We start from the raw sequence: 23,667 nt of genomic DNA, 5'->3' as shown, positions 1-23,667 counted from the left end.
TCACGTCCGGAGCCGTCGGGCCGCGTCCAGCAGTTGGGCCACGCCCGCCGTCCGGTCGGTCAGGTGCAGCCGCACCAGCGGGCGGCTCCGGCCGGCCAGGGCCTGCCGGTCCCCGGCGGCCTGGGCCGCCTGGAGCTCACCGAACGTGTACGGCTTCCCGGGCACCGGCAGGTCCTCGGCGACCGCCCCGGTGACCTGGAGGAAGCTGCCGACCTGCGGGCCGCCCTTGTGGTACTGGCCGGTGGAGTGCAGGAAGCGCGGTCCCCAGCCGAAGGTGACCGGCCGTCCGGCCGCGCCGGCCAGCAGCGGCCGCAGCTCTCCCGCGTCGGCGTCGGCGAACCGGTCGAGGTACGCCATGACCGCGAGGTAACCGCCGTCGGCCATCCCGTCGGTCAGCCACCGCAGCACGCCGGTCAGGTCGCCCGGAGCGCCCGCCGGGGCGTACACCTCGATCGCGCCGTCGGTGAACGACGGCGACTCGGTGACCGGCCCGGCGGCCAGGATCTTGTTGGTGTTCTCCTTGCTCTCGGTCACGTTCGGCTGGTTGAACGGGTCGATGCCGAGCACCGCCCCGGCCACCGCCGTGGCGTACTCCCAGGTCAGGAAGTGCGCCCCGAGCGGGCCGTTGACCGCGACGTGCGGCTGCGCGCCGCCACCTGGCACCGCACCGGCGGGCAGCGCCCCGCCGTAGCTGACGGTGAGCACGTCGTCCCCGGTCACGCCGGGGCTGTCCGGCGACTCCACCACCACCGGCAGGATGCCGACGCCGGACTTGCCGGTCGACTCGGCGACGAGCTGCTCGGCCCAGTCGCCGAGCCCCTCGATGCCGGTGCCGTCACTGACCAGGGCGATCTTGTCCCGGGCCTGGGTGGCGGCGGCGCCGAGCGCGGCGCCGAGCGCCAGGCCCGGGTTGTCGGTGTCCCGGCCGAAGCTCTCCGCGAGCGCCTCGGCCTCGTCGATCAGCTCGGCCACGTCGACCCCGGCCAGCGCGGACGGCACCAGCCCGAAGGCGGTCAGCGCGGAGAACCGGCCACCCACCTCCGGGTCGGCGAGCACCACGTGGGCGCCCATCTCGGTGGCGGTGGCCTCCAGCGGGGAGCCCGGGTCGGTGACGATCACGAAGTGCCGCCCGGCCTCGGCCTCGGTCAGCCCCGCGTCGAGGAACGCCTGCCAGTACGCGCGCCGGTGGCTGTCGGTCTCGACGGTGGAGCCGGACTTGCTGGCCACCACGACCACCGTCCGCTCCAGCCGGTCGGCCAGCGCCGCCCGGACCTGACCCGGGTCGGTGGTGTCCAGCACGGTCAGCGGCTTCCCGAGGGTCCGGGCGATCACCTCCGGAGCCAGCGAGGAACCGCCCATGCCGGCGAGCACCACGTGGTCCAGGTCGCCCAGCTCGGCCTTCAGCTCGGCGAGCTGGGGGAGCAGGTCCCGGCTGCGGCGGTGGGTGTCCACCCAGCCGAGCCGGATCTTGGCCTCCTGCTCGGCCTCCGGACCCCAGACGGTGGGGTCCTTCTCCGCCAGTCGTCCGGGCACGCCGGAGCGCACCAGCGCGTCCCGGGTGGAGGTGGCGCCGGCGGCGTCGACCGCCGCCGCGCCGTACACCGCCAGTCCGGCAGCGGCCTCCACCGGGCCGTCCAGCAGGTCACTCACGCCTTGCCTCCTCGCTGCGCCGCTTCCAGCGACGTCCGGACCCCGTCGAGCAGTTCCTGCCAGCTCGCCTCGAACTTCTCCACACCCTCACGTTCCAGGGTGGCGATCACGTCGGCCATGTCCACGCCGACCGACTCCAGGTCGGCGAAGACCTGCCGCGACTCGTCGTACGCCCCGGTGACCGTGTCACCCCGGGTCTCGCCGTGGTCGGCGTACGCGTGGACCACGGGCTCCGGCATGGTGTTGACCGTCCCGGGCGCGATCAGCTCCTCGACGTAGATCACGTCCCGGTAGTCCGGGTTCTTCGTCGAGGTGGACGCCCAGAGCGGGCGCTGCGGGTGCGCCCCGGCGTCGGCGAGGGCCTGCCAGCGGTCGGAGGCGAAGACCTCCGAGTAGCGCTCGTACGCCAGCCGGGCGTTGGCCACGGCGGCCTTGCCGCGCAGTCCCTTCGCCTCGGCGGAGCCGATCTTCTCCAGCCGCTTGTCGATCTCGCCGTCCACCCGGGAGACGAAGAACGAGGCGACCGAGCCGATCGTCGACAGGTCGTGTCCGTTCGCCTTCGCCTGCTCCAGGCCGGCGAGGAAGGCCTCCATCACCTGCGTGTAGCGCTCCAGCCCGAAGATCAGCGTGACGTTGACGCTGATCCCCTCGGCGAGGGTCGCGGTGATCGCCGGCAGCCCGGCCTCGGTCGCCGGGATCTTGATGAACAGATTCGGCCGGTCGACCAGCCACCAGAGGGCCTTGGCCTCGGCGACGGTCTTCTCCGCGTCGTGGGCCAGCCGCGGGTCCACCTCGATGGAGACCCGGCCGTCCACGCCCGCGCTGCCGTCGTACGACGGACGCATCACGTCACACGCCCAGCGCACGTCGTACGTGGTGAGCATGCGCACGGCCTCCTCGACCTGCACGCCCCGGGCGGCCAGGTCGCGTACCTGCCAGTCGTACTCGTCGGCGTCCTTCAGCGCCTTGGCGAAGATGGTCGGGTTGGTCGTCACCCCGGCCACGTGCTTCTCCCGCCGGAGCTGGTCCAGCCCGCCGGAGCTGAGCCGGGTCCGGGAGAGGTCGTCCAACCAGACCGCCACGCCTGCAGCGGTCAACTCGCTCAACCTGTCAGTCATACCGTTCACGCTCCCCTCAGTTGCCGGTGGTGAAACCGGTGATGTCGCCGATCCGGGTGAGCGACGCGTGTGCGGCGGCCACGATCCGGTCGGGGGTGAAGCCGAACTGCTCGAAGAGCACCGAGTGCGGGGCGCTGGCCCCGTAGTGCTCCAGGCTCACGCTCTCGCCGCTGTCGCCGACGACGCCCCGCCAGGACATGCCGATACCCGCCTCGACGCTGACCCGGGCCTTCACGCTGCGGGGCAGCACCGACTCGCGGTACGCCTCGTCCTGCGCGTAGAACCACTCCTGGCAGGGCATCGAGACGACCCGGGTGGGGGTGCCCTGCTCCTCCAGCCGCTCCCGCGCGGTGAGGCAGAGCTGCACCTCGGAGCCGGTGCCGATCAGGATCACCTGCGGCTTGCCGTTGCTCGCCTCGGCCAGCACGTAGCCGCCCTTCGCCACGCCCTCCGCGCCGGCCAGCGTCGACCGGTCCAGGGTCGGCAGCGGCTGGCGGCTCAGGGCCAGCGCGGTCGGCCGGTCGGTGTGCTCCAGCGCCGCGCGCCAGGCCCAGGCGGTCTCGTTGGCGTCGGCGGGGCGGACCACGTCCAGGCCGGGGATGGCCCGCAGCGCGGTCAGGTGCTCCACCGGCTGGTGGGTGGGGCCGTCCTCGCCGAGGCCGATCGAGTCGTGCGTCCAGACGTAGACCACCGGCAGCTTCATCAGCGCGGCGAGCCGCACCGCGGGCCGCATGTAGTCACTGAAGACCAGGAACGTACCGCCGTACGGGCGGGTGCCGCCGTGCAGCGCGATGCCGTTGAGGATCGCGCCCATGGCGTGCTCGCGGATGCCGAAGTGCAGCGTGCGGCCGTACTCGTGGCCGGGGAACTCCTTGGTGGCGTGGCTGGCGGGGACGAAGGACGGCTCGCCCTTCATCGTGGTGTTATTGCTCTCCGCCAGGTCGGCCGAGCCGCCCCACAGCTCCGGCAGCACCGGGGCGAGGGCCTCCAGGACCTTGCCGGAGGCGGCCCGGGTGGCGACGCCCTTGGCGTCCGCCGGGAACGTCGGCAGCGCGTCGGCCCAGCCCTGCGGCAGGGTACGGGTGGCCAGCCGGTCGTAGAGCGCCTTGCGCTCCGGGTCGGCCTTCGCCCACCCGTCGAACGCCGCCTGCCACTCCTGCTGGGCCTGCGTGCCCCGGGTCAACGCCTCCCGGGTGTGCGCCAGCACCTTCTCGGTCACCTCGAAGGTGCGCTCCGGGTCGAAGCCGAGCACCTTCTTGGTGGCGGCCACCTCGTCGGCGCCGAGCGCCGAGCCGTGGATCTTGCCGGTGTTCTGCTTGTTCGGCGCGGGCCAGCCGATGATGGTGCGCAGCGCGATGAACGAGGGACGGTCGGACTCCGCCCTCGCGGCGAGCAGTGCCGTGTACAGCGCCTCGACGTCCTCGTGGTAGTCGCCCTGGTCGGCGTCGCCGCGTCGCCAGTCGACGGTCTGCACGTGCCAGCCGTACGCCTCGTACCGGGCGGCGACGTCCTCGCTCTTGGCGATCCGGGTGTCGTCCTCGATCGAGATCTCGTTGTCGTCGTAGATCAGGGTGAGGTTGCCGAGCTGCTGGTGGCCGGCGAGGGCGCTGGCCTCGTGGCTGATGCCCTCCTCGATGTCACCGTCCGAGGCGATGCACCAGATGTGGTGGTCGAAGATCGACGCGCCCGGCGCGGCGTCCGGGTCGAAGAGGCCGCGCTCCCGGCGGGCCGCCATCGCCATGCCGACCGCGTTGCCCAGCCCCTGCCCGAGCGGGCCGGTGGTGGTCTCGACGCCGGGGGTGTGCCCGTGCTCGGGGTGACCGGGAGTGAGCGAACCCCACTGTCGGAGCGCCTTCAGGTCGTCCAGGCCGAGCGGGTAACCGGTGAGGAAGAGCTGGATGTAGAGGGTGAGGCTGGAGTGACCGCAGGAGAGGACGAAGCGGTCCCGTCCGGGCCAGTTCGGGTCGGCCGGGTTGTGCCGCATCACCTTGTTGAAAAGGAGGTACGCCGCGGGCGCGAGGCTCATCGCCGTACCGGGGTGGCCGTTGCCGGATTTCTCCACGGCGTCCATGGCCAGCACACGGACGGTGTCGACGGCCCGTCGGTCGAGGTCGGACCAGGTCAGGTTTGGGTGCTCGGGTCGTTTGACAGCCACGATGGTTGTGCTCCTCGGCAGATGGGCGGAACCCTCAGAGATGACCCTATCGAGCGGTGGTAAACCCCCGCCCGGGGATCTCTGCATGCGGTTTCGTCGCCGCTCGCCCGGTCACCCGCTCGTGCCCCCGTCCGGCGTTCCGGCACCCTGCGGGATGTGATGGCGGGCACGGGCGACGGGGCGAACGGGCTGCGCGGATCACGCCGCGTAGGCTGTCGGTCGGTATGTGCGTCCGTGACCCGGCCGCCGCCGAGCCGATCTCCTGCCGATGCCGGAAGGTGGCCGTCCGTGAGCATGATCACCGAGCGCCCCGTCAAAAGTCCCGCCGCAGGGCCTGCGGCGAACGTGACGTCGGAGGGCGCCGGTGCGCGGCGGGACGTCCGGGCGGTGGTCTCGGCGTACGTCACCCTCACCAAGCCCCGGATCGTCGAGCTGCTCCTGGTCACCACCGTCCCGGCGATGATGCTCGCCGCCGACGGCCTGCCGTCGCTCTGGCTGGTCGCGGTCGTGGTGGTCGGCGGTGCCCTCGCGGCCGGCGCGGCCAGCGTGATCAACTGCTACATCGACCGGGACATCGACCAGGTCATGCGGCGCACGAAGCGCCGTCCGCTGCCCACCCACACGGTCACCCCACGCAACGCGTTGGTCTTCGGGCTCGTCCTGGCGGCCATCTCGGTGGTGCTGATGGCGGCCTTCACCAACTGGCTGGCCACCGGGCTGACCCTGGCCGCGATCGTCTACTACGACCTCGTCTACACGCTCTGGTTGAAGCGCACCACCCCGCAGAACACCTTCTGGGGCGGGGCCTGCGGTGCGGCCCCGGTGCTGATCGGCTGGGCGGCGGTGACCGGTTCGCTCGCCCCGGCGGCGTGGGCCCTCTTCGCGGTGGTCTTCTTCTGGCAGATGCCGCACTTCTACGCACTGGCCATCAAGTACAAGGCGGACTACGCCCGCGCCGGCATCCCGATGCTGCCGGTGGTCGCCTCCACCCGCCGGGTCAACGCCGAGATCATCGTCTTCACCTGGCTCACCGTCCTCTCCTCGCTGGTGCTCTGGCCGCTGGGGATGAGCCCGATCTACGGCGCGGTCGCGCTGGCGGTCGGGGCGGTGTTCATCGTCGAGGCGCACAAGCTGTGCCGGCGTGCGGCCCGGGGCGAGGCGGTGAAGCCGATGCGGCTTTTCCACTGGTCCACGACGTACCTCACGATCCTGGCGGCGGCGGTCGCCCTCGACGCGCTGCTGTAGGGGTCGTTCCACGCAGTTCGAGAGGCTGTCATCTTTCTGTAACATTTGCCGCCTGAATCGCCCCGGCAAATACCGACATAGTCGGGCGAATCTTCTTTGCCCTTCCTTAAACCTCCGGGTAATTGGCATCACAGTTCGTTCATCGTTCTCGCCCATCCGTGGCGGCATCTGCTTACGCTGCCCGACATGGCAGATGGTTCCGATACGACGCTGACGGCTGATCAGATCGCCTCCGGCGAGGCCCCCGACGGCCTGGTCTCCGGCATCAAGTCGTTCGCCGCCGGACACGGCGGCGCGACGGCGGTCATCGAGTACGTCGGCAAGCGTGGCGCGCGCATCGTGCTGGTGGGCTCCGACGGCGAGTGGGCAGACCAGTTCGCCGACGACACCGACGTGGCGCGGCAGGCCTGCGCGCTGGCGGGTGTCGCCGTGGAGAACGCCTGGGAGCGGGAGCTGATGGACCAGATGCGGCCGAGCAACGACCTGTGGCGGTCGATGGCCCGGCGCACCATGGCGCGATAGGCGGACCCACGACCTTGACCCACGACCACCAGCCGACCCGGGGGGAACCCCGGGTCGCTCTCGTCACCTGCACCGACCTGCCCGACCTCGAACCGGACGACCGGCTCCTGCGGGCCCCGCTGGCCGCCCGGGGCGTGTGCGTCGACACCGTCACGTGGGACGCCCCGGACGTCGACTGGGCCGGCTACGACCTGGTCGTGATCCGTTCGACCTGGGACTACATCGCGCGTCGCGACGAGTTCGTCGCCTGGGCGCGCACCGTGCCCCGGCTGGCCAACCCGGCCGACGTGGTCGTCTGGAACACCGACAAGCGCTACCTCGACGCGCTCTCCGCCGCCGGGGTGCCGACCGTGCCCACCACCTGGGTGGCGCCCGGCGAGCCCTGGCAGCCGCCGGAGCGGGGCGAGTACGTCGTCAAGCCGGCGGTCAGCGCGGGCAGCCTGGACAGCGGCCGGTACGACCTGGCCGACCCCGAGCACCGCCGGCTCGCCACCGACCACCTGGGGCGGCTCGGTGCCGCCGGACGGGTCGCCATGGTGCAGCCGTACCTGCACGCGGTCGACACGGTGGGGGAGACCGCGCTGCTGTTCGCCGGTGGGCCGACCGGCCCGGTGTTCAGCCATGCGATCCGGAAGGGCGCCATGCTCGCCGGCCCCGACCGGCCCACCGCGGAGCTGTTCCACGCCGAGCGCATCGACCCGCGCACCGCCACCCCCGAGCAACTCGCGGTGGCCGAGCGGACCCTCGCGGCGGTGCCCGGTGGTGCGGAGCGGCTGCTCTACGCCCGGGTCGACCTGATCCCCGGCCCGGACGGCACGCCGGTCCTGGTCGAGCTGGAACTCACCGAGCCGTCGCTCTTCCTCGGCCACGCCGAGGGTGCCGCCGACCGGTTCGCCGACGCGGTGGTGGCCCGCCTGCACTCCGCCTGACCCGCCCCGCCCTCGCTGCGGGTTCGTCGAGTGGGGTTGGGGTGGTAGCAGGGGTCCCCTGTTACCGCTTCTTGATGAGCAGGGGACCCCTGCAACCACCAACCACCTCAGCGGGCGAGCGGCTGCGCGAGCAGGCGGCTGGACGGGTGTGCGGGCCGGGCCGGGCGGATCAGCTGTGGGCGGCGCTGACCGGGTGTTCCTGGGCGTTCGTCTCCGCCTCGGCGGGCGTCTCCGGGGCGGGGGCGGGACGTCGCTCGCGGGTCGACCACTGCACCGACAGGGTGGCCAGCAGCACCAGGCACGAGCCGAGCATGTGCGCGCCGACCAGCAGCGCCGGCAGGTGGGTGAAGTACTGCACGAAGCCGATCAGTCCCTGGCCCAGCTCCACCGCGACCAGCACCAGCGCCGCCCGGGCCGCCCCGGCCGCGCCGACCGACCGGAAGGCGAAGACGAGCGCCACCGAGAGGCCGATCAGCAGGAAGACGCTGTCGGCGTGCACCTGGGAGATCGTTTCGGGGTCCAGGCCGTTGCGGGCCGCGCCATGGTCGCCGGCATGCGGACCGCTGCCGGTGACCCAGGTGCCGATGACCAGCACCGCGGCGCTGACCACGGTGGTGATCCGGGCCAGGGCGCGCAGCGGGCCCGGCACCACGGCCACCGTCGGACCGTCCGGCTCCTTGATCCGCTGCCAGAGGGCGTACGCCGCCGCGATCACCGCCATCGAGGCGAGGAAGTGCAGCCCGACCACCCACGGGTTGAGGTTGGTCAGTACGGTGATCCCGCCGACCACCGCCTGGGCCGGGATGCCCAGGAAGACCGCGACCGCCAGCGGCAGCAGGCCGCGCCGCCGGGGCCGGTGCAGCAGGACCGCGACCAGGACGGCCAGCGCGATCAGGCCGACCGCGAAGGTGAGCAGCCGGTTGCCGAACTCGATGACCCCGTGGATGCCCATCTCGGCGGTGGTGGTGTACGACTCGTCGGTGCACCGGGGCCAGGTGGGGCAACCGAGGCCGGATGCGGTCAACCGGACGGCCCCGCCGGTGACCACGATCCCGACGTTGGCGATGATCGAGGCGAGCGCGAGTCGGCGCAGCAGGGTGGCGGAGACCGGGAACCGGGCGGCTGGCATCACACCGCGAATCCTACGCACTGTAGTGCTCGGGTCCCGGGCGGCCTCCGTCGAGGCGGTGGTTCGGATCACCGGAACCGGGGTTTGCGGCCGTCCGGCGAATTACGTAACGTGGGCGTTGTGAAAAACGCGGCGGCGCTCTCCGGGCAGCAGCCGGCGACCGCTCCGGTCGCCGGGGTGTCCGCGTCCGCCGCCGACGTGTCCACCCGTGAGCGGGTCACACAGCTCCTGTTGGAGCGGGGTGCGACCACCGCCGCGCAGCTCGGCGACGCGCTGGGCCTCAGCCCGGCGGCGATCCGCCGCCACCTCGACGCGATGCTCGTCGACGGCGACGTGGTCGCCCGCGAGCAGGCGGTGCGGGCGCACCGGGGGCGGGGTCGCCCGGCCAAGGTCTTCGTGCTCACCGACGCCGCCCGGGTGCGCTGTGGCACCCACCACTACGACAACATGGCCACCGCCGCGCTGCGCTGGATCGCCCGCACCGGCGGCCCGGAGGCGGTGGAGGCGTTCGCCGCCGAGCAGGTCGTCGCACTGGAGCGCCGCTGCCGCGCGGCGCTGGAGGACGCCGGGCAGGATCCGCTCGCCCGCGCGGAGGCGCTCGCCGGGGCGCTGACCGCCGAGGGGTACGCGGCCAACGCGTCCACCATCGCCTCCGGCGGCCAGCTCTGTCAGCACCACTGTCCGGTGGCGCACGTGGCCGCCGAGTTTCCCCAGCTGTGCGAGGCCGAGACCTCGGTGATATCCCGTCTGGTCGGCACGCACGTGCAGCGCCTGGCCACCATCGCCCACGGCGACGGGGTGTGCACCACGCACATTCCCGGCCAGCCGGGGCGTGTTCCGTCCGGTAAGACCGTCTCCACTGTGAGGACAGATAGATGACCGAGCAGATCGTTCAGCCCCTGACCCAGGAGGAGCAGCTCGCCGCCCTCGGTCGCTACGAGTACGGCTGGGCCGACTCCGACGTCGCCGGGGCGACCGCCCAGCGTGGCCTCAACGAGGCGGTGGTGCGGGACATCTCGGCCAAGAAGAACGAGCCGGCCTGGATGCTCGACCTGCGGCTGAAGGGCCTGCGGCTGTTCGGCCGCAAGCCGATGCCGGCCTGGGGCGCCGACCTCACCGGGATCGACTTCGACAACATCAAGTACTTCGTCCGCTCCACGGAGAAGCAGGCCGCCAGCTGGGAGGACCTGCCCGAGGAGATCAAGAACACCTACGACAGGCTGGGCATCCCCGAGGCCGAGAAGCAGCGGCTGATCGCCGGTGTGGCCGCCCAGTACGAGTCCGAGGTGGTCTACCACAAGATCCGCGAGGACCTGGAGGAGCAGGGTGTCCTCTTCCTCGACACCGACACCGCCCTCAAGGAGCACGAGGACGTCTTCAAGGAGTACTTCGGCACGGTGATCCCGGTCGGCGACAACAAGTTCGCCGCCCTGAACACCTCCGTCTGGTCCGGCGGCTCGTTCATCTACGTGCCGAAGGGCGTGCAGGTGGAGATCCCGCTCCAGGCGTACTTCCGGATCAACACCGAGAACATGGGCCAGTTCGAGCGGACGCTGATCATCGTCGACGAGGGCGCGTACGTGCACTACGTCGAGGGCTGCACCGCTCCGATCTACTCCTCCGACTCGCTGCACAGCGCGGTCGTGGAGATCGTCGTCAAGAAGAACGCCCGCTGCCGGTACACGACCATCCAGAACTGGTCGAACAACGTCTACAACCTGGTCACCAAGCGCGCGGTCTGCCACGAGGGCGCGACCATGGAGTGGATCGACGGCAACATCGGCTCCAAGGTCACCATGAAGTACCCGGCGGTCTACATGACCGGCGAGCACGCCAAGGGCGAGGTGCTCTCGGTGGCGATGGCCGGCGAGGGCCAGCACCAGGACGCCGGGGCCAAGATGGTGCACGCCGCGCCGCACACCAGCAGCACCATCGTGTCGAAGTCGATCGCCCGGGGTGGCGGCCGTACCTCGTACCGCGGCCTGGTGCAGGTGATGGAGGGCGCGCACCACAGCGCGAGCACGGTCAAGTGCGACGCGCTGCTGGTCGACACCATCTCCCGCTCGGACACCTACCCGTACGTCGACATCCGCGAGGACGACGTGTCGATGGGGCACGAGGCGACCGTCTCCAAGGTCAGCGAGGACCAGCTGTTCTACCTGATGAGCCGGGGCCTGAGCGAGGACGAGGCGATGGCGATGATCGTGCGCGGCTTCATCGAGCCGATCGCCAAGGAGCTCCCGATGGAGTACGCGCTGGAGCTCAACCGCCTGATCGAGCTGCAGATGGAGGGCGCGGTCGGCTGACGCCGTCCCCACCCACGGGCGGGCCGGTCCCACCGGTCCGCCCGCCATCTGGCACCGGACCCCGTTGTCGCGAGAACTGATCAAGGAAGAGATGACTATCCAGGCTTCCGCGCCACCGCCGAGCACCAAGTCGCAGGCGCTGCGCTCGTACGACGTCGCCGACTTCCCGGCCCTCACCGGCCTCGAGGAGGAGTGGCGCTTCACCCCGCTCAAGCGGCTGCGGGGTCTACTGGACGGCACCGTCACCGACGAGTCCGCGCACTGGCCCGCCTACGACGTCGGCCCCCTCCCGGACGGGGTGACCGTCGGCCCGCTGGTTAAGGACGACCCGCGCCGGGGGAGCGTGCTGACCCCGTTCGACCGGGTCAGCGCCCGCGCCTACGGCGAGGCGGAGATCGGTCGGCTGGTCCGCGTCGCTCCGCAGGCCGTGGTCCACGAGCCGGTGACCGTCACCGTGCAGGGCGGCCCCCGCGACGTGCTCTCCTTCGCGCACACCTTCGTCGAGATCGGCGCGCTGTCCGAGTCGGTGATCGTGGTCGAGCAGGTGGGCAGCGGCACGCTCGGCGAGAACGTCGAGGTGTCGATCGGCGACGGCGCGAAGCTCACCCTGGTCACCGTCGCCGACTGGGCCGACGACGCGGTCCAGGCCCAGCACCTCAAGATCAAGCTGGGGCGGGACGCGCGGGTGACGCACGTGCAGGTCACCCTCGGCGGCGACCTGGTCCGGCAGTACACCAGCGTGGAGTACACCGGCCGGGGCGGCGAGGCCGAGCTGTACGGCGTCTACTTCGCCGACTCCGGCCAGCACCTGGAGCACCGGCAGCTGGTCGACCACAGCATCCCGGACTGCCGTAGCCACGTCGGCTACCGGGGCGCTTTGCAGGGCGAGAGCGCCCGTACGGTCTGGGTCGGCGACGTGCTCATCCGCGCCGAGGCGACCGGCACCGACACGTACGAGATCAACCGGAACCTGCTGCTGACCGACGGCGCGCGGGCCGACTCGGTGCCCAACCTGGAGATCGAGACCGGCGAGATCGCCGGCGCGGGTCACGCCAGCGCCACCGGCCGCTTCGACGACGAGCAGCTCTTCTACCTGATGGCCCGGGGCATCCCGGAGGCCGAGGCCCGCCGCCTGGTGGTCCGGGGCTTCTTCGCCGAGATCCTCAACAAGATCCCGGTGGAGTCGCTGCGGGAGCGGCTCGGCGAGGCGATCGAGGCCCGACTGACCAAGGCCGGCGCCTGATGATCAGGATCTGCTCGACCGAGGACGTGCCGAAGGGCACCGTGATCAGCGCCGACGTCGACGGCACCCCGGTCGCCGTCGTACACGGTGATGACGGTTGCTTCTACGCCGTCCACGACGAGTGCTCGCACGCCGCCGTGGCCCTCTCCGAGGGCGAGGTGTCCGGCTGCACGCTGGAATGCTGGCTGCACGGTTCGCGTTTCGACCTGCGGACCGGTGAGCCGAGCGGGCTGCCCGCCACCGAACCCGTACCCGTCTACCCCGTCGAAGTCCGCGACGGCGACATCTACGTCAGTCTCACGCCGAGCAATGGAGTGACCCGATAAATGAGCACCCTGGAGATCCGCGACCTGAAGGTGTCGGTCAAGCTGCCCGAGGGTGAGCTCAAGCCGATCCTGGCCGGCGTCGACCTGACCGTGAAGTCGGGCGAGACGCACGCCATCATGGGCCCGAACGGCTCCGGCAAGTCGACCTTGGCGTACTCGATCGCCGGTCACCCGAAGTACGAGATCACCGGCGGCACGGTGACCCTCGACGGCGTCGACGTCCTGGAGATGTCCGTCGACGAGCGGGCCCGTGCCGGCCTCTTCCTGGCCATGCAGTACCCGGTCGAGATCCCCGGCGTCTCGGTGGCGAACTTCCTGCGTACCGCCAAGACCGCCATCGACGGCGCGGCCCCGAAGCTGCGCACCTGGGGCGGCGAGCTGCGTGGCGCGATGGAGCGGCTCCAGATGGACCCGGCCTTCGCCCAGCGCAACGTGAACGAGGGCTTCTCCGGCGGTGAGAAGAAGCGGCACGAGATCGTGCAGCTCGAACTGCTCAAGCCGAAGATCGCGGTCCTCGACGAGACCGACTCCGGCCTCGACGTCGACGCGCTCCGCGTGGTCAGCGAGGGCGTCAACCGGGTCCGCGACACCGGCGACACCGGCCTGCTGCTGATCACCCACTACACCCGCATCCTGCGCTACATCAAGCCGGACTTCGTGCACGTCTTCGTGGCCGGGCGCATCGTCGAGCAGGGCGGCCCGGAGCTGGCCGACAAGCTCGAGGCCGAGGGCTACGAGCGGTACGCGGCCGGAGCCGGCGCGGCGCGGGCCTGAGGAAGGGCCGGTCACGGACGATGACCACCATCACGATCCCCGCCGGGATGCCGCAGTACGACGACGTGCCCCGCTTCGACGTGACGGCGGTGCGCGCGGACTTCCCGATCCTCGACCGGGAGGTCAACGGGCACCTGCTGGTCTACCTCGACAGCGCCAACACCTCGCACAAGCCGCGTCAGGTGCTCGACGTCCTCGTCGAGCACTACGCGATGCACAACGCCAACGTGTCGCGTTCGGTGCACACCCTGGGCACCGAGGCCACCGAGGCGTACGAGGGGGCCCGGGCGAAGATCGCCGCGTTCGTCAACGCGCCCAGCGTGGACGAGGTGGTCTTCACCAAGAACTCCACCGAGGCGATCAACCTGGTGGCGTACGCGTTCTCCAACGCCTCGCTGCGCGCCGACGCCGACCCGAGGTTCCGCCTCGGCCCCGGTGACGAGGTGGTGATCTCCGAGATGGAGCACCACTCGAACATCGTCCCGTGGCAGCTGCTCTGCGAGCGGACCGGCGCGACCCTGCGCTGGTTCCCGGTCACCGAGCACGGTCGGCTCGACGACTCCGGCCTGGAGGACCTGGTCACCGAGCGGACGAAGATCGTCTCGCTGGTGCACGTGTCGAACATCCTCGGCACGGTGAACCCGACCTCCCGGATCACCCAGCGGGTCCGTGAGGTGGGCGCCCTGCTGCTCTGGGACTGCTCGCAGTCCGCGCCGCACATGCCGCTCGACGTGGTCGACCTCGACGCGGACTTCGTCGTCTTCACCGGGCACAAGATGTGCGGTCCGACCGGCATCGGCGTGCTCTGGGGCCGCTCGGAGCTGCTGGCGGCGATGCCGCCGGTGCTCGGCGGCGGCTCGATGATCGAGACGGTGACGATGGCGGGCTCCACGTTCGCCGCGCCGCCGGCCCGGTTCGAGGCGGGCACCCCGCCGATCGCCGAGGCGGTGGCGCTCGGCGCGGCCGTGGACTACCTCACCGGCATCGGCATGCGGGCGATCCAGTGGCACGAGAAGGAGCTCACCGCGTACGCGCTGGACGCCCTGGCGACCGTGCCGGGACTGCGGATCTTCGGCCCGGCCGTGCCGGTGGGCCGGGGCGGGACCATCTCGTTCGCCCTCGGCGACGTGCACCCGCACGACGTCGGGCAGGTGCTCGACTCGCTCGGCGTGCAGGTGCGGGTGGGCCACCACTGCGCCCGCCCGGTCTGCACCCGGTTCGGGGTGCCGGCGATGACCCGGGCCTCGTTCTACCTCTACACCACCACCGGGGAGATCGACGCCCTGGTGGCGGGACTGGAGCAGGCACGGAAGGTGTTCGCCTGATGCAGCTCGACCAGCTCTACCAGGAGATCATCCTGGACCACTACAAGCACCCGCAGGGCCGCGGTCTGCGTGACCCGGCCGAGCCGGGGGACCGGGTCGCCGAGGCGCACCATGTCAACCCGACCTGCGGCGACGAGGTGACCGTACGGGTCGCCACCGACGGCACCGTGCTGCACGACATCTCGTACGACGGCATGGGCTGTTCGATCAGCCAGGCGTCCGCGAGCGTGCTGCACGAGCTGCTGACCGGTCGGCAGACCGACGCGGCGTTCGCCGTACACGAGGCGTTCGTCGAGCTGTTGTCCGGCCGTGGCCAGGTCACGCCGGACGAGGACGTGCTCGGTGACGGGGTAGCGTTCGCGGGTGTCGCCCGCTACCCCGCCCGGGTCAAGTGCGCGCTGCTGTCGTGGATGGCGTTCAAGGACGCCGCGGCACGCGCGGGGGTGGGCGCGAGCCCGGAGGTGAAGGCATGAGTTCTGAGGACACCGCGACGGCCCCCACGCCGTCGCCCGAGGCGGCCGTGACGCCGCCCGACGGCACCGTGACGGTGCCGTCCGAGCAGGCCGCGACGGTCGCCGGCGGGGAGAGCACGGCGGTGTCGGCGGGGGAGACCCCGGCCGCCGCGCCGGCCGGCGGCAAGGCCGCCCTCGCCGACATCGAGGAGGCGATGAAGGACGTCGTCGACCCGGAGCTGGGCATCAACGTGGTCGACCTCGGCCTGGTGTACGGCGTCCACGTCGACGACGACAACGTCGCCACCATCGACATGACCCTGACCTCGGCGGCCTGCCCGTTGACCGACGAGATCGAGGCCCAGTGCCGGCAGGCGTTGACCACCGGCCCGGGTGGCGGACTGGTCAACGACTTCCGGATCAACTGGGTGTGGATCCCGCCATGGGGTCCCGACAAGATCACCGACGACGGTCGGGAGCAGCTCCGCGCGCTCGACGCTCTCTGCGTAAACCGGTCGCGGGAACGGCCGTCCCCGGCCGACGATGACCGGGTGCACGCGTCGTACCGCCTCAGCGTCCCTGTCACCCCGGCCGCCGCCGCCGGTCGACAGCGCACGCTGCCGCGCTCCGGCCCGTGTCATCGCCCGCCGTCGTGAACGCCTTCCTCGCCGGCCTGGTCGCCGGCTACGGCGTCGCCGTCCCGGTCGGCGCGATCGCGGTACTGATCCTCGGTCTGACCGCGCGCACCTCGTTCCGCGTCGGGGCCGCCGGCGCGCTCGGTGTCGCCGCCGCCGACGGGCTCTACGCCGCCCTCGCCACGCTGGGCGGGACCGTGGTGGCCGGGCTGGTCGCCCCGGTCGCCGACCCGCTGCGGCTGGTCGCCGCCGGGGTCCTCCTCGCCCTCGCCGTCCACGGCGCGTGGCGGGCCCTGCGTCCCCGGACACCTACGTCGACACGGACGCGGCGGGGCCTGGACACGCCGACCCGCGCCTTCCTCGGCGTCCTGGCGTTGACCCTGCTGAACCCGGCGACCGTGGTCTACTTCGCCGCACTCGTCCTCGGCCGATCCGACGCCGTCGCGCCGCTGGCCGCCGGACTGTTCGTGCTCGGCGCGTTCCTCGCCTCGGCGAGCTGGCAGCTTCTCGTCGCGGCCGGCGGCAGCCTCGTCGGCCGGGTGCTCACCGGACCCAGGGGCCGGCTGGTCACCGCCCTGACCTCCAGCACCATCATCGCCGCCCTCGCCGCCACCATGCTGTTCGGTTGACCGTGCGGCCGGCCGATCGTGGGCCCGGCGACGCCGGGGCCCGCGACCTGCCGGCTCGCGACGGGCTGCGGCGGACCGGGTCACCACCGGCAGGCGATGCTCCTCGACGGCGTGGTGAGGCTGGTCGGGTCGTCGAGCAGGCCGACCAGGTCGACGTCGACGACGCTGCGCCAACTGGTCGTGGCACTGCTGCTGCACACGGCCCGTCCGGTCGCCCGGTTACCGGCACCACCGCCGGAGCGGACCGTCGCGGAGCCCTTCGTGCCGACGTTCCGCCAGCTGCCGTCGCTGTAATACTGCTGGAGTTGCACGGTGACGACGGCGGTCGTGGCGTTGCAGTTGCCGTTGACCCACCAGCCGTGTCCCGACGCCTCGAACGCCGACGACGACACGTGCACGTAGTCGCCCCCGGTCTGGAAGGTGCACAGCGCCGCGCTGCCCGGGGCGGTGCGGTCCGTCATGGTGCCGCCCGTCGTGGTGCCGGAGTCCGGAGCGACCGACGGTACGGGGACGGGCTCCGTCGTGGCCGCCGCTGCCGGAGACGGTGGCGCACCCAGCAGGGCCAGGCCCAGCGCACCGACGGTCAGAGCGGCGTGGCGACGGGACGGACGCATGGTGGTACCTCCGGATCGTGGGATCGGTTCGACGACGGCCGGTCGACGGATCGAGGTGTGGGGCCGCCCGCGTCGCCGGTCGAGCACCGAACATCCCATCGATCGTCACCGTCTGTCAACAGTCAACTACCGAAAGTGTCACCCGGTGGGTGGGGTGGGATGCGGACGACGGTCGCGCCCTGGGAAGCTCGGTCGGCAGCATGGGCACGAGCGAAGGGGACCTTGGCATGCGTAGTTGGCCGGCACCGGGCGGTGGGCGGTGGGTCGAGGTCGACCCGGCCCGGATCACCCGCTGGGTCGAGGGCTTCACGGCCCGGCACGGCACCCCGACCACCACCGCTGCGCCGTACGGCCTTCTGCTCGCCGCGCCCGACGGTGCCACCGCCGAGCTGCACGCGCCACCCGGCGCACCATCAGCACCGGACGTGACCGGCTTCGCGGCGGCGGCCACCGCGCCCCGTCGGATCGGCCTGCTGCTGGCGCGCAAGGGCGGCGTGGCGGTGGGCGTCGCCGACGGCGACAAGCTCGCCGTCTCCAAGGTGGACACGCGGTACGTACAGGGGCGCACCGCCGCCGGAGGCTGGTCCCAGCAGCGGTTCGCCCGCCGCCGCGACAACCAGGCCAAGGCGGTCCTCGGCGACGCCGCCGACCTGGCCGTCCGCCTCCTGCTGCCCGAGGCGTCGACGCTCACCGCGCTGGTCACCGGCGGCGACCGTCGCGCCATCGACACCGTCCTGGCCGACCGCCGGCTCGCCCCACTGGCCGCGCTGCGCGCCGACCGTCTCCTCGACGTCCCCGAGCCCCGCCACCCCGTCCTGCTCGCCGCCATCCCGGCCGCCCTCGCCGCCCACATCCTCGTCCGCGACCCCGAGTGAGCGAGGTGGTCGAGGTACGTCCCCGCGACATCAGCCTGGCCGTCGTGCGCGAGGCGATCCGCCGCCGCCACCCCGAACAGCCGCCCGGCGACCCAGCCTCGGCGAGTACGTCGACCGGCCCGGTGGCTCGCCGCCCCTCGACCCGCCCGCCGCTCGGGACGGATCCGTCACCGTTCGTCGCGCAGCGTGCGGACGTAGGTCGCGGTGAGCGCGACCGCACGGTCTTCGTCGTGGGACAGCTCGGCGAGGGCACCCGACGCCGTGCTTCCCGGCACGTCGGCGAGCGCCTGCACCAGCCGTAGGCGTGCGGCCGGTGCGGAGACGCCGGGGGCGACGCGGTCGACGAGCCCGGTGGCGATCCGGTCCGCCAACACGGGGTCACCGGCCAGCGCGCTGAGCGCGTCGGCCGCGTCGACGTCGTTCGTCCCCTCGACGACCATCTCGACCAGCGTCGGCACCGCATCGGCCCCGCCACGGGCCCCGAGCACCAGGGCGGCGTGCCTGCGGACCGCGAGGTCGGAGTGCGTGAGGGCGTCCCGCAGCAGGTCGGTCGCCGCGTCGTGCGGTATCTCGGCGACGGCCTGGACGGCACGTCTGCGCACCTCGGCCGTTGGTGCGTCGAGTCCCTCGGCGAGCAGGGCCAGCCCGTCGTCGCCGGACTGGGCCAGGGCCCAGCGGAGGGCTCCGGCGACGTTCGGATCCGCCTCGCTCAACGCCGCCTCGACCAGGGCCTCCACCGGCACCGGAACCTCCCTGGCCGAGGACAGGGCGGCGCGCTGGCGCTTGTCCGCGTTCTCCGAACGCAGGTCCTGCAGGAGCGCGACGACCTGGAGCACGTCCGTCCAGTCGTCGGGTTCGGCGGCGCCGATCCGGCGCAGTCGGGTGAGCAGTTCCACCTCACCGGCGATGCGGTCGCGGGTCTGGCGGATGAGGTCGTCAACGAGGTCCGAGGGGCGGAATCCGGGATCGTCGAGCGCCCGCCCGACCTCCCGCAGCGACAGCCCCAGCGACCGCAGGCTCTCGATGTGGAAGATCCGTCGGATGTCCTCGCTGGAGTACTCCCGGTAGCCGGCGACCGTACGACCCGTCGGCCGGACCAGGCCGAGCGCGTCGTAGTGCCGGAGCATGCGCGCGCTGACCCCGGACCGTCGGGCCACCTCACCGATCAACACTGCCGGTCATCCCTCCTGGCTGGTCGTGCCGAGGGCCACGATGCGCTTCGCCTCCTCGAGCGCGAAGCCGAATCCGGCGTCCGGGTCGTGCAACAGCCGTTCCGTGGCGATCGCGTGCTGGCGCACCCGAGGGTCGGGATCCGCCGTGGCCGCGCGCAGGGCCGGCTCGATCGTCTCACCGAGCGCGACCAGCGCCCGGCTGAGGCTCAACTGCGTCTCCCGCCCGCCACGCCCGAGCTGCGTCGCCAACACCTCCGCCAACGCCGGTTCCTCGCCGTCCGGTACGAGGACGGCCGCAGCGCGCCACGCGGTCCGGGCCACCTCGTCGTCGGCGTCGGTCAGCAGTTCCCGGGTGATCGCCGGCCACGCCCGCCGGTCTGCGATCTTGGAGAGCGTGTGCAACGCCTGGCTCCGGGCCTGCGTACGCTCCGACCGCAGTTCGTCGAGGAGCTTCGGCACCGTCACCGACGACGGGTGGCGGGTGAGCGCCCAGGTGAGCATGTCGCGGACGAAGAACTCCGGCTCGACTGCGCACCGCTCGACGAGCGGATCGACGAACCGTGGGTCCGGGGCCGTGCCGACCGCCAGCGCCGCCCGCAGCCGCACCGACGGGTCGCCGCTCGCCAGCCCCCGGAGGGCGGTCAGCACGTTCGGGTCCTCAATCGGCGTGGTCATCGGAAGCACCTCCATGGCCACAGTCAAAACCTTGTCACCATGTGAAGGTCAAGCGGGAAGCCGTCGATCCCGTCGATGGACGGCCTCAGCGCAGGAGAAGTCGGGGCGTGCTCGGTGTGGTGACCCGCTGGGGGGGGACTCCGCCTACCCCTCCCGGTGCTCGGGCCAGAGCCGGATCAGGTACCGCTCCAGGCCGTCCAGGCTCTGCCAGGCGGCGGCGGAGTCGTCGGCGGGGACGGAGAGGGTCTCCGCGCTCACCCGCGCGGCTTCCCGCTGCATCTCAGCGCGGCCGGTGTGCCCGAGCGCGACCGCGTAGCGGCCCGGCCCGCCGGGCAGTTCGACCACCGGTACGTCGAGCGGGAAGCTGGGGTCCGCTTCCACCACGAGCCGGCCGGTGGCGAGTTCCATCGCGGTCTGCGGTTCCCAGTGCCACGGCGGCTCCTCGGTGGGCGCGGTGTCGAGGACCTCGATCCTGAGCCGGGGCTGGGTCATCTGGTGGGCGCCGCGGACGAGGAGGATGCCGCCGGTGGCGGCGCTGAGACGTCCGCGGCGGCTGTTGGGGATCCGGGCTGCCTGGAAAACCGCCAGTCGGGCCTCTCGGCTGACGGCGCTGACGTCCCGGACCAGGAACAACCCGTTGTCGGTGGGGATGACAGCATCGACGACCGTCGGCACGGCTCAGCTCCTTCCAGACCGTGCTCAGGGGCCCCGCGCGGGTGTGCTGCGGAGACCCTGAGCCGCGATCAGCGGACGATCGTTACGAAGAACGCGTCGCCGTCGAGGATATGGTGGGCTTGGTAGAAGCGGACGTTGAGGTGCAGATTGCCGGTTCCCCGCCGCCGAACGGCGACGAGGGCTCAGTAGCCGCCCCGGTTCCGGACGAAGATGTCGGTGGCGTCGTTGGTGTCGTCGGGTACGAGGTCCGTGGCCAGGGAGTGGTATGCGATGTAGCGGCCGTCGGCGCTGATCGCCGGGAGTTCGCTGTGGTGGTTGGCCTGGTTGCCGGTGGTGGAGACGCTGATCCGGCGGGTGGTGCCGGTGATCCGGTCCCGGACGAAGATGTCGGTGGCGTCGTTGGTGTCGTCGGGTACGAGGTTGGTCGCCAGGGAGTGGTATGCGATGTAGCGGCCGTCGGCGCTGATCGCCGGGCTCCGGCTGAAGTGGCCGCCCTGGTTGCCGGTGGTGGAGACGCTGATCCGGCGGGTGGTGCCGGTGGTCCGGTTCCAGACGAAGATGTCGGTGGCGTTGTTGGTGTCGTCGGGTACGAGGTTCGAGGCGTCCGAGGCGTAGCTGACATGGCGGCCGTCGGCGCTGAGTACCGAGGTGAAGCTGTCGTCGTTGCCCTGGTCACCGCTGGTGGAAACGCTGATCCGGCGGGTGGTGCCGGTGGTGCGGTCCCAGACGAGGATGTCGGTGGCGTCGTTGCTGTCGTCGGGTACCAGGTTCGTGGCGCTTGAGGTGTAGCTGACATAGCGCCCGTCGGCGCTGATCGCCGGGTCGAAGCTGTCCCTGTTGCCCTGGTCGCCGGTTGTCGAGACGCTGACGCGGCGGGTGGTGCCGGTGACCTGGTCCCGGACGAAGACGTCGTAGGCGCTGTTCGTGTCCCTGGGTACGAGGTTGGTCGCCAGGGAGTGGTAGGTGATGTAGCGTCCGTCGGCGCTGATCGCCGGGAGTTCGCTGTAGTGGTTGGCCTGGTACCCGTTGGTGGAGACACTGACCCGAGTAGTGGTGTCGGTGGCGCGCTCCCAGACGAAGACGTCGATTTCGTCGTTGGTGTCGTCGGGCACCAGGTTGGTCGCCAGGGAGTGGTATGCGATGTAGCGGCCGTCGGCGCTGATCGCCGAAGCCCGGCTGAAGCCATTGGCCTGGTTGCCGGTGGTGGAGACGCTGATCCGGGTGGTGGTGCCGGTGATCCGGTCCCGGAGGAAGATGTCGCTGACGCCGTTGGTGTCGTCGGGTACGAGGTTCGTGGCGTCGGAGTCGAAGGTGACGTAGCGGCCGTCCGCGCTGATCGCCGGGTCGTCACTGCGGTCGTTGCTCTGGTTGCCGGCGCTGGACACGCTGATCCGGGTGGTGGTGGTCCCGTTCGCGGCGGCCGGTGGGGCGACTGCGATGACCACTGCGGCGGCGACTGTCATGGTGAGGCAAACTCGCATACTTGCCATGTCGGTGCCATCTCCTTAACTCGGACAAAGTGCGCCTTCAAGCGTCGTCCGGTGGAAGGAGTGCAGGCAAGGGCGGGAACGGGGAGACGACCGTCCTGTCCTCGATCGGACACGCGCGCCGGATGGTCAGGGCCACCTCCGGGCCGAGGCGTCGTGGCTGACCCCGCAGGCGCACCTGTCCCGCACGTGTGGTCAGACGGCCGGGCTCGTCACGATGTCCTGGCGCAGCGGGGCCAGCTCAGCGCCGATCTCGGCGATGGTCTCGGCCGGTACTCCAAGCCCGGTGAGCGTGTCGACCAGGTGGCCGACCACCGCGTCGAACGCCTCGTCGGTGATGGCGAGCCGGGCGTGCGCCGCCGCCATGTCCCGCCCCGCGTAGATCTCGGCCCCACCCAGGGCCGCCGTGAGGAACGACCGCTGGTGCGCCTTCAGACGCCGCATGTCCACGCCGTCGAAGTACGGGACCAGCGCCGGGTCTGCCAGCACCCGCGTGTAGAAGTCCTCGAGCGCCGCCTGCACGACCGGCGCTCCGCCGATGGAGTCGTAGATACTCATGCGGATCACGGTAGTGACCAGGCCCTTCCCGCCGGTTGGCCCGATGCAACCACCATGGCACGACCCAGCACAAGCGGCCGGGCGCGGTAGTTGAATCTACTCAGAGCCGTACGCGCAACTCTATGCGCTGCCCCACGCCGGGGCAGCAACACCCACCCCACCGCCTGTCCCGCCCCTCACCCTCTTCCCAGAGCTCTCACCACCCGACTTCCTGGCAGCTCACCCACACCGACACGCCGACCCCGCCCCACCGCAACCAGCCACGAAGTCGCCCGCCCTCAGCGGAGAAGCGACCCGGCCGGAAGTTATCCACAGTCCGGTGACTGTCCACAGACCAAGGCGGTGGCCGGTTGCGCCGTGCCGCACCAGTCGGCACGGTCGACGACGTGAACGAGGTGCTACGGAATCTGGTGGAGGCAGTGGCGGACCGGTCACCCGATCGGCCAACGCGCCAGGTACCTCGACATGTTCGCCGAGCGGGAACACGTCAACATCGAACTCGACGGCGCGACCACGCACGGCGACCCCCGGCAGCGCGAAGTCGACCTGCGGCGGGACGCGCTGCTGGCCACCATGGGCATCCTGGTGGTCCGCTTCGCCCACCGCCGCCTCGTGCGCGAGATCGACGACGTACGCCGGGAAACCCCTGGCGATCCTCGCCAGCCGGGCCGCCCCGCCGGCCCCGCCGCTACAGACGTCCGTGCTCAGGGTGCTGACCTGACCGCCGCACCCGAGTGGCGGCAGTGGGCGGGAACGACCACGGCGGTCAGTGGGTGCAGCCCGGCGAACTGGACGAAAAGCTCCCGCCGGTCGGTGGCCAGCCCCTTGGCGTCGAGCACGTAGCCGGCCAGCCAGATCCAGCCGTCGAACGTCGGCCGGTCATCCAGCACCGCCACCACCCGCAGGGTCAACGCCCGTTCGCCGCCGAACTGCACCGAGGCGCAGCCGTCGACCCGCAGCAGGTCGCCCGGCTCGATACACCTGGGCCACGTCGGTCCTTTCCGGGGCAGGGGAGGGCGGAGGGTCCGTGCGGTGGTGCCGGGGGAGGGGCGGGGGGGCGCCCCCCCGCCGGGGGGGCCCCCCCCCCCCCCGCCCCCCCCCCCCCCCACGGGCGGCGCGCGGCCCCCCGGGGCCGAGGGCGGGGCCCGCCCACCCGACCCCCCCCCCCCCCGG

At 71.8% G+C, this 23,667-nt stretch carries 23 protein-coding genes and 2 pseudogenes; 14 read left to right on the top strand and 11 right to left on the bottom strand.

Annotated elements, in window-relative coordinates:
* Genes ACIBJE_RS16235 through tkt form a run of 3 tightly spaced genes read right to left on the bottom strand, consistent with a single transcriptional unit; the run spans position 1 to position 4,923 of the window.
* The gene (locus tag ACIBJE_RS16235) at positions 1–1,650 is read right to left on the bottom strand and encodes a glucose-6-phosphate isomerase (protein WP_396748821.1); all 1,650 of its coding nucleotides are present in this window, start codon (positions 1,648–1,650) and stop codon (positions 1–3) included.
* Complete coding sequence (gene tal, locus ACIBJE_RS16230; protein WP_396748819.1) at positions 1,647–2,768, bottom strand: transaldolase; 1,122 nt, start codon at positions 2,766–2,768, stop codon at positions 1,647–1,649. The genes ACIBJE_RS16235 and tal overlap by 4 nt, the downstream gene beginning before the upstream one ends.
* A 16-nt stretch (positions 2,769–2,784) precedes the next feature.
* Complete coding sequence (gene tkt, locus ACIBJE_RS16225; protein WP_396748816.1) at positions 2,785–4,923, bottom strand: transketolase; 2,139 nt, start codon at positions 4,921–4,923, stop codon at positions 2,785–2,787.
* A gap of 288 nt (positions 4,924–5,211) precedes the next feature.
* On the opposite strand from tkt, the gene ACIBJE_RS16220 reads away from it, so the two are divergent.
* The 3 genes from ACIBJE_RS16220 (at position 5,212) to ACIBJE_RS16210 (ending at position 7,619) form a co-directional block, all read left to right on the top strand.
* Entirely contained in the window at positions 5,212–6,168 is a 957-nt protein-coding gene (locus ACIBJE_RS16220) for a heme o synthase (RefSeq protein WP_396748814.1), read from the top strand.
* A 186-nt stretch (positions 6,169–6,354) separates the two neighbouring features.
* On the top strand, positions 6,355–6,690 hold the full coding sequence (locus tag ACIBJE_RS16215) for a hypothetical protein (protein ID WP_396748811.1): 336 nt from the start codon (positions 6,355–6,357) through the stop codon (positions 6,688–6,690).
* A 14-nt stretch (positions 6,691–6,704) separates the two neighbouring features.
* Positions 6,705–7,619 (top strand): RimK family alpha-L-glutamate ligase, encoded by a 915-nt coding sequence (locus ACIBJE_RS16210; RefSeq protein WP_396748809.1) that lies wholly within the window; start codon positions 6,705–6,707, stop codon positions 7,617–7,619.
* Positions 7,620–7,788: 169 nt separating this feature from the next.
* Here the strand turns inward: ACIBJE_RS16210 and ACIBJE_RS16205 are convergent, their stop codons facing one another.
* Positions 7,789–8,769, bottom strand: a complete 981-nt coding sequence (locus ACIBJE_RS16205) for a heme A synthase (protein WP_396748806.1) — start codon at positions 8,767–8,769, stop codon at positions 7,789–7,791.
* Positions 8,770–8,868: 99 nt separating this feature from the next.
* On the opposite strand from ACIBJE_RS16205, the gene ACIBJE_RS16200 reads away from it, so the two are divergent.
* The 9 genes and pseudogenes from ACIBJE_RS16200 to ACIBJE_RS16160 all read left to right on the top strand — a co-directional run bounded on the left by ACIBJE_RS16200 (position 8,869) and on the right by ACIBJE_RS16160 (position 16,438).
* On the top strand, positions 8,869–9,627 hold the full coding sequence (locus ACIBJE_RS16200; protein ID WP_396748804.1) for a helix-turn-helix transcriptional regulator: 759 nt from the start codon (positions 8,869–8,871) through the stop codon (positions 9,625–9,627).
* Positions 9,624–11,054, top strand: coding sequence for a Fe-S cluster assembly protein SufB (gene sufB / locus ACIBJE_RS16195; protein WP_088983046.1), 1,431 nt, complete (start codon positions 9,624–9,626; stop codon positions 11,052–11,054). The genes ACIBJE_RS16200 and sufB overlap by 4 nt, the downstream gene beginning before the upstream one ends.
* Before the next feature lie 91 nt (positions 11,055–11,145).
* On the top strand, positions 11,146–12,297 hold the full coding sequence (gene sufD, locus ACIBJE_RS16190) for a Fe-S cluster assembly protein SufD (RefSeq protein ID WP_396748801.1): 1,152 nt from the start codon (positions 11,146–11,148) through the stop codon (positions 12,295–12,297).
* Positions 12,297–12,623, top strand: coding sequence for a non-heme iron oxygenase ferredoxin subunit (locus tag ACIBJE_RS16185; RefSeq protein WP_396748798.1), 327 nt, complete (start codon positions 12,297–12,299; stop codon positions 12,621–12,623). The genes sufD and ACIBJE_RS16185 overlap by 1 nt, the downstream gene beginning before the upstream one ends.
* Complete coding sequence (gene sufC, locus ACIBJE_RS16180; RefSeq protein ID WP_396748795.1) at positions 12,624–13,397, top strand: Fe-S cluster assembly ATPase SufC; 774 nt, start codon at positions 12,624–12,626, stop codon at positions 13,395–13,397.
* Positions 13,398–13,417: 20 nt separating this feature from the next.
* Entirely contained in the window at positions 13,418–14,722 is a 1,305-nt protein-coding gene (locus ACIBJE_RS16175) for a cysteine desulfurase (RefSeq protein WP_396748793.1), read from the top strand.
* The gene (gene sufU, locus ACIBJE_RS16170) at positions 14,722–15,195 is read left to right on the top strand and encodes a Fe-S cluster assembly sulfur transfer protein SufU (protein WP_396748790.1); all 474 of its coding nucleotides are present in this window, start codon (positions 14,722–14,724) and stop codon (positions 15,193–15,195) included. The genes ACIBJE_RS16175 and sufU overlap by 1 nt, the downstream gene beginning before the upstream one ends.
* A pseudogene (locus ACIBJE_RS16165) lies at positions 15,192–15,668 on the top strand (metal-sulfur cluster assembly factor); the annotation flags it as partial. The gene sufU and the pseudogene ACIBJE_RS16165, both read left to right, overlap by 4 nt.
* A 140-nt stretch (positions 15,669–15,808) precedes the next feature.
* Positions 15,809–16,438: a LysE family transporter gene (locus tag ACIBJE_RS16160; protein WP_396748787.1), complete on the top strand. Its 630-nt coding sequence runs from the start codon at positions 15,809–15,811 to the stop codon at positions 16,436–16,438.
* A gap of 80 nt (positions 16,439–16,518) precedes the next feature.
* On the opposite strand, the gene ACIBJE_RS16155 is transcribed toward ACIBJE_RS16160, so the two are convergent.
* Complete coding sequence (locus ACIBJE_RS16155) at positions 16,519–17,052, bottom strand: hypothetical protein (protein ID WP_396748785.1); 534 nt, start codon at positions 17,050–17,052, stop codon at positions 16,519–16,521.
* A gap of 227 nt (positions 17,053–17,279) precedes the next feature.
* Between ACIBJE_RS16155 and ACIBJE_RS16150 the strand changes: the two genes are divergently transcribed.
* Positions 17,280–17,927: an acVLRF1 family peptidyl-tRNA hydrolase gene (locus tag ACIBJE_RS16150; RefSeq protein ID WP_396748782.1), complete on the top strand. Its 648-nt coding sequence runs from the start codon at positions 17,280–17,282 to the stop codon at positions 17,925–17,927.
* Between the two features lie 167 nt (positions 17,928–18,094).
* Here the strand turns inward: ACIBJE_RS16150 and ACIBJE_RS16145 are convergent, their stop codons facing one another.
* The 5 genes from ACIBJE_RS16145 to ACIBJE_RS16125 form a co-directional block, all read right to left on the bottom strand.
* A complete protein-coding gene (locus tag ACIBJE_RS16145; RefSeq protein ID WP_396748780.1) occupies positions 18,095–19,099 on the bottom strand; it encodes a HEAT repeat domain-containing protein in 1,005 nt (334 codons plus the stop codon).
* Between the two features lie 6 nt (positions 19,100–19,105).
* The gene (locus tag ACIBJE_RS16140) at positions 19,106–19,774 is read right to left on the bottom strand and encodes a HEAT repeat domain-containing protein (protein ID WP_396748777.1); all 669 of its coding nucleotides are present in this window, start codon (positions 19,772–19,774) and stop codon (positions 19,106–19,108) included.
* A 144-nt stretch (positions 19,775–19,918) separates the two neighbouring features.
* On the bottom strand, positions 19,919–20,449 hold the full coding sequence (locus ACIBJE_RS16135) for a hypothetical protein (protein ID WP_396748774.1): 531 nt from the start codon (positions 20,447–20,449) through the stop codon (positions 19,919–19,921).
* A gap of 182 nt (positions 20,450–20,631) precedes the next feature.
* The gene (locus tag ACIBJE_RS16130) at positions 20,632–21,939 is read right to left on the bottom strand and encodes a TolB family protein (protein WP_396748772.1); all 1,308 of its coding nucleotides are present in this window, start codon (positions 21,937–21,939) and stop codon (positions 20,632–20,634) included.
* A gap of 192 nt (positions 21,940–22,131) precedes the next feature.
* A complete protein-coding gene (locus ACIBJE_RS16125) occupies positions 22,132–22,494 on the bottom strand; it encodes a group 1 truncated hemoglobin (RefSeq protein WP_396748770.1) in 363 nt (120 codons plus the stop codon).
* Between the two features lie 465 nt (positions 22,495–22,959).
* Between ACIBJE_RS16125 and ACIBJE_RS16120 the strand changes: the two are divergent.
* A pseudogene (locus ACIBJE_RS16120) lies at positions 22,960–23,070 on the top strand (hypothetical protein); the annotation flags it as partial.
* Positions 23,071–23,198: 128 nt separating this feature from the next.
* Here the strand turns inward: ACIBJE_RS16120 and ACIBJE_RS16115 are convergent.
* Entirely contained in the window at positions 23,199–23,429 is a 231-nt protein-coding gene (locus ACIBJE_RS16115) for a hypothetical protein (protein WP_396748767.1), read from the bottom strand.
* Positions 23,430–23,667: the final 238 nt, after the last annotated feature.

Origin of the sequence: Micromonospora sp. NPDC050187, assembly GCF_044459745.1 — a bacterium.
Lineage (GTDB): Bacteria > Actinomycetota > Actinomycetes > Mycobacteriales > Micromonosporaceae > Micromonospora.
Note: the sequence above shows the minus strand (reverse complement) of the source record. Positions and strands in the feature narration are given on the sequence as shown.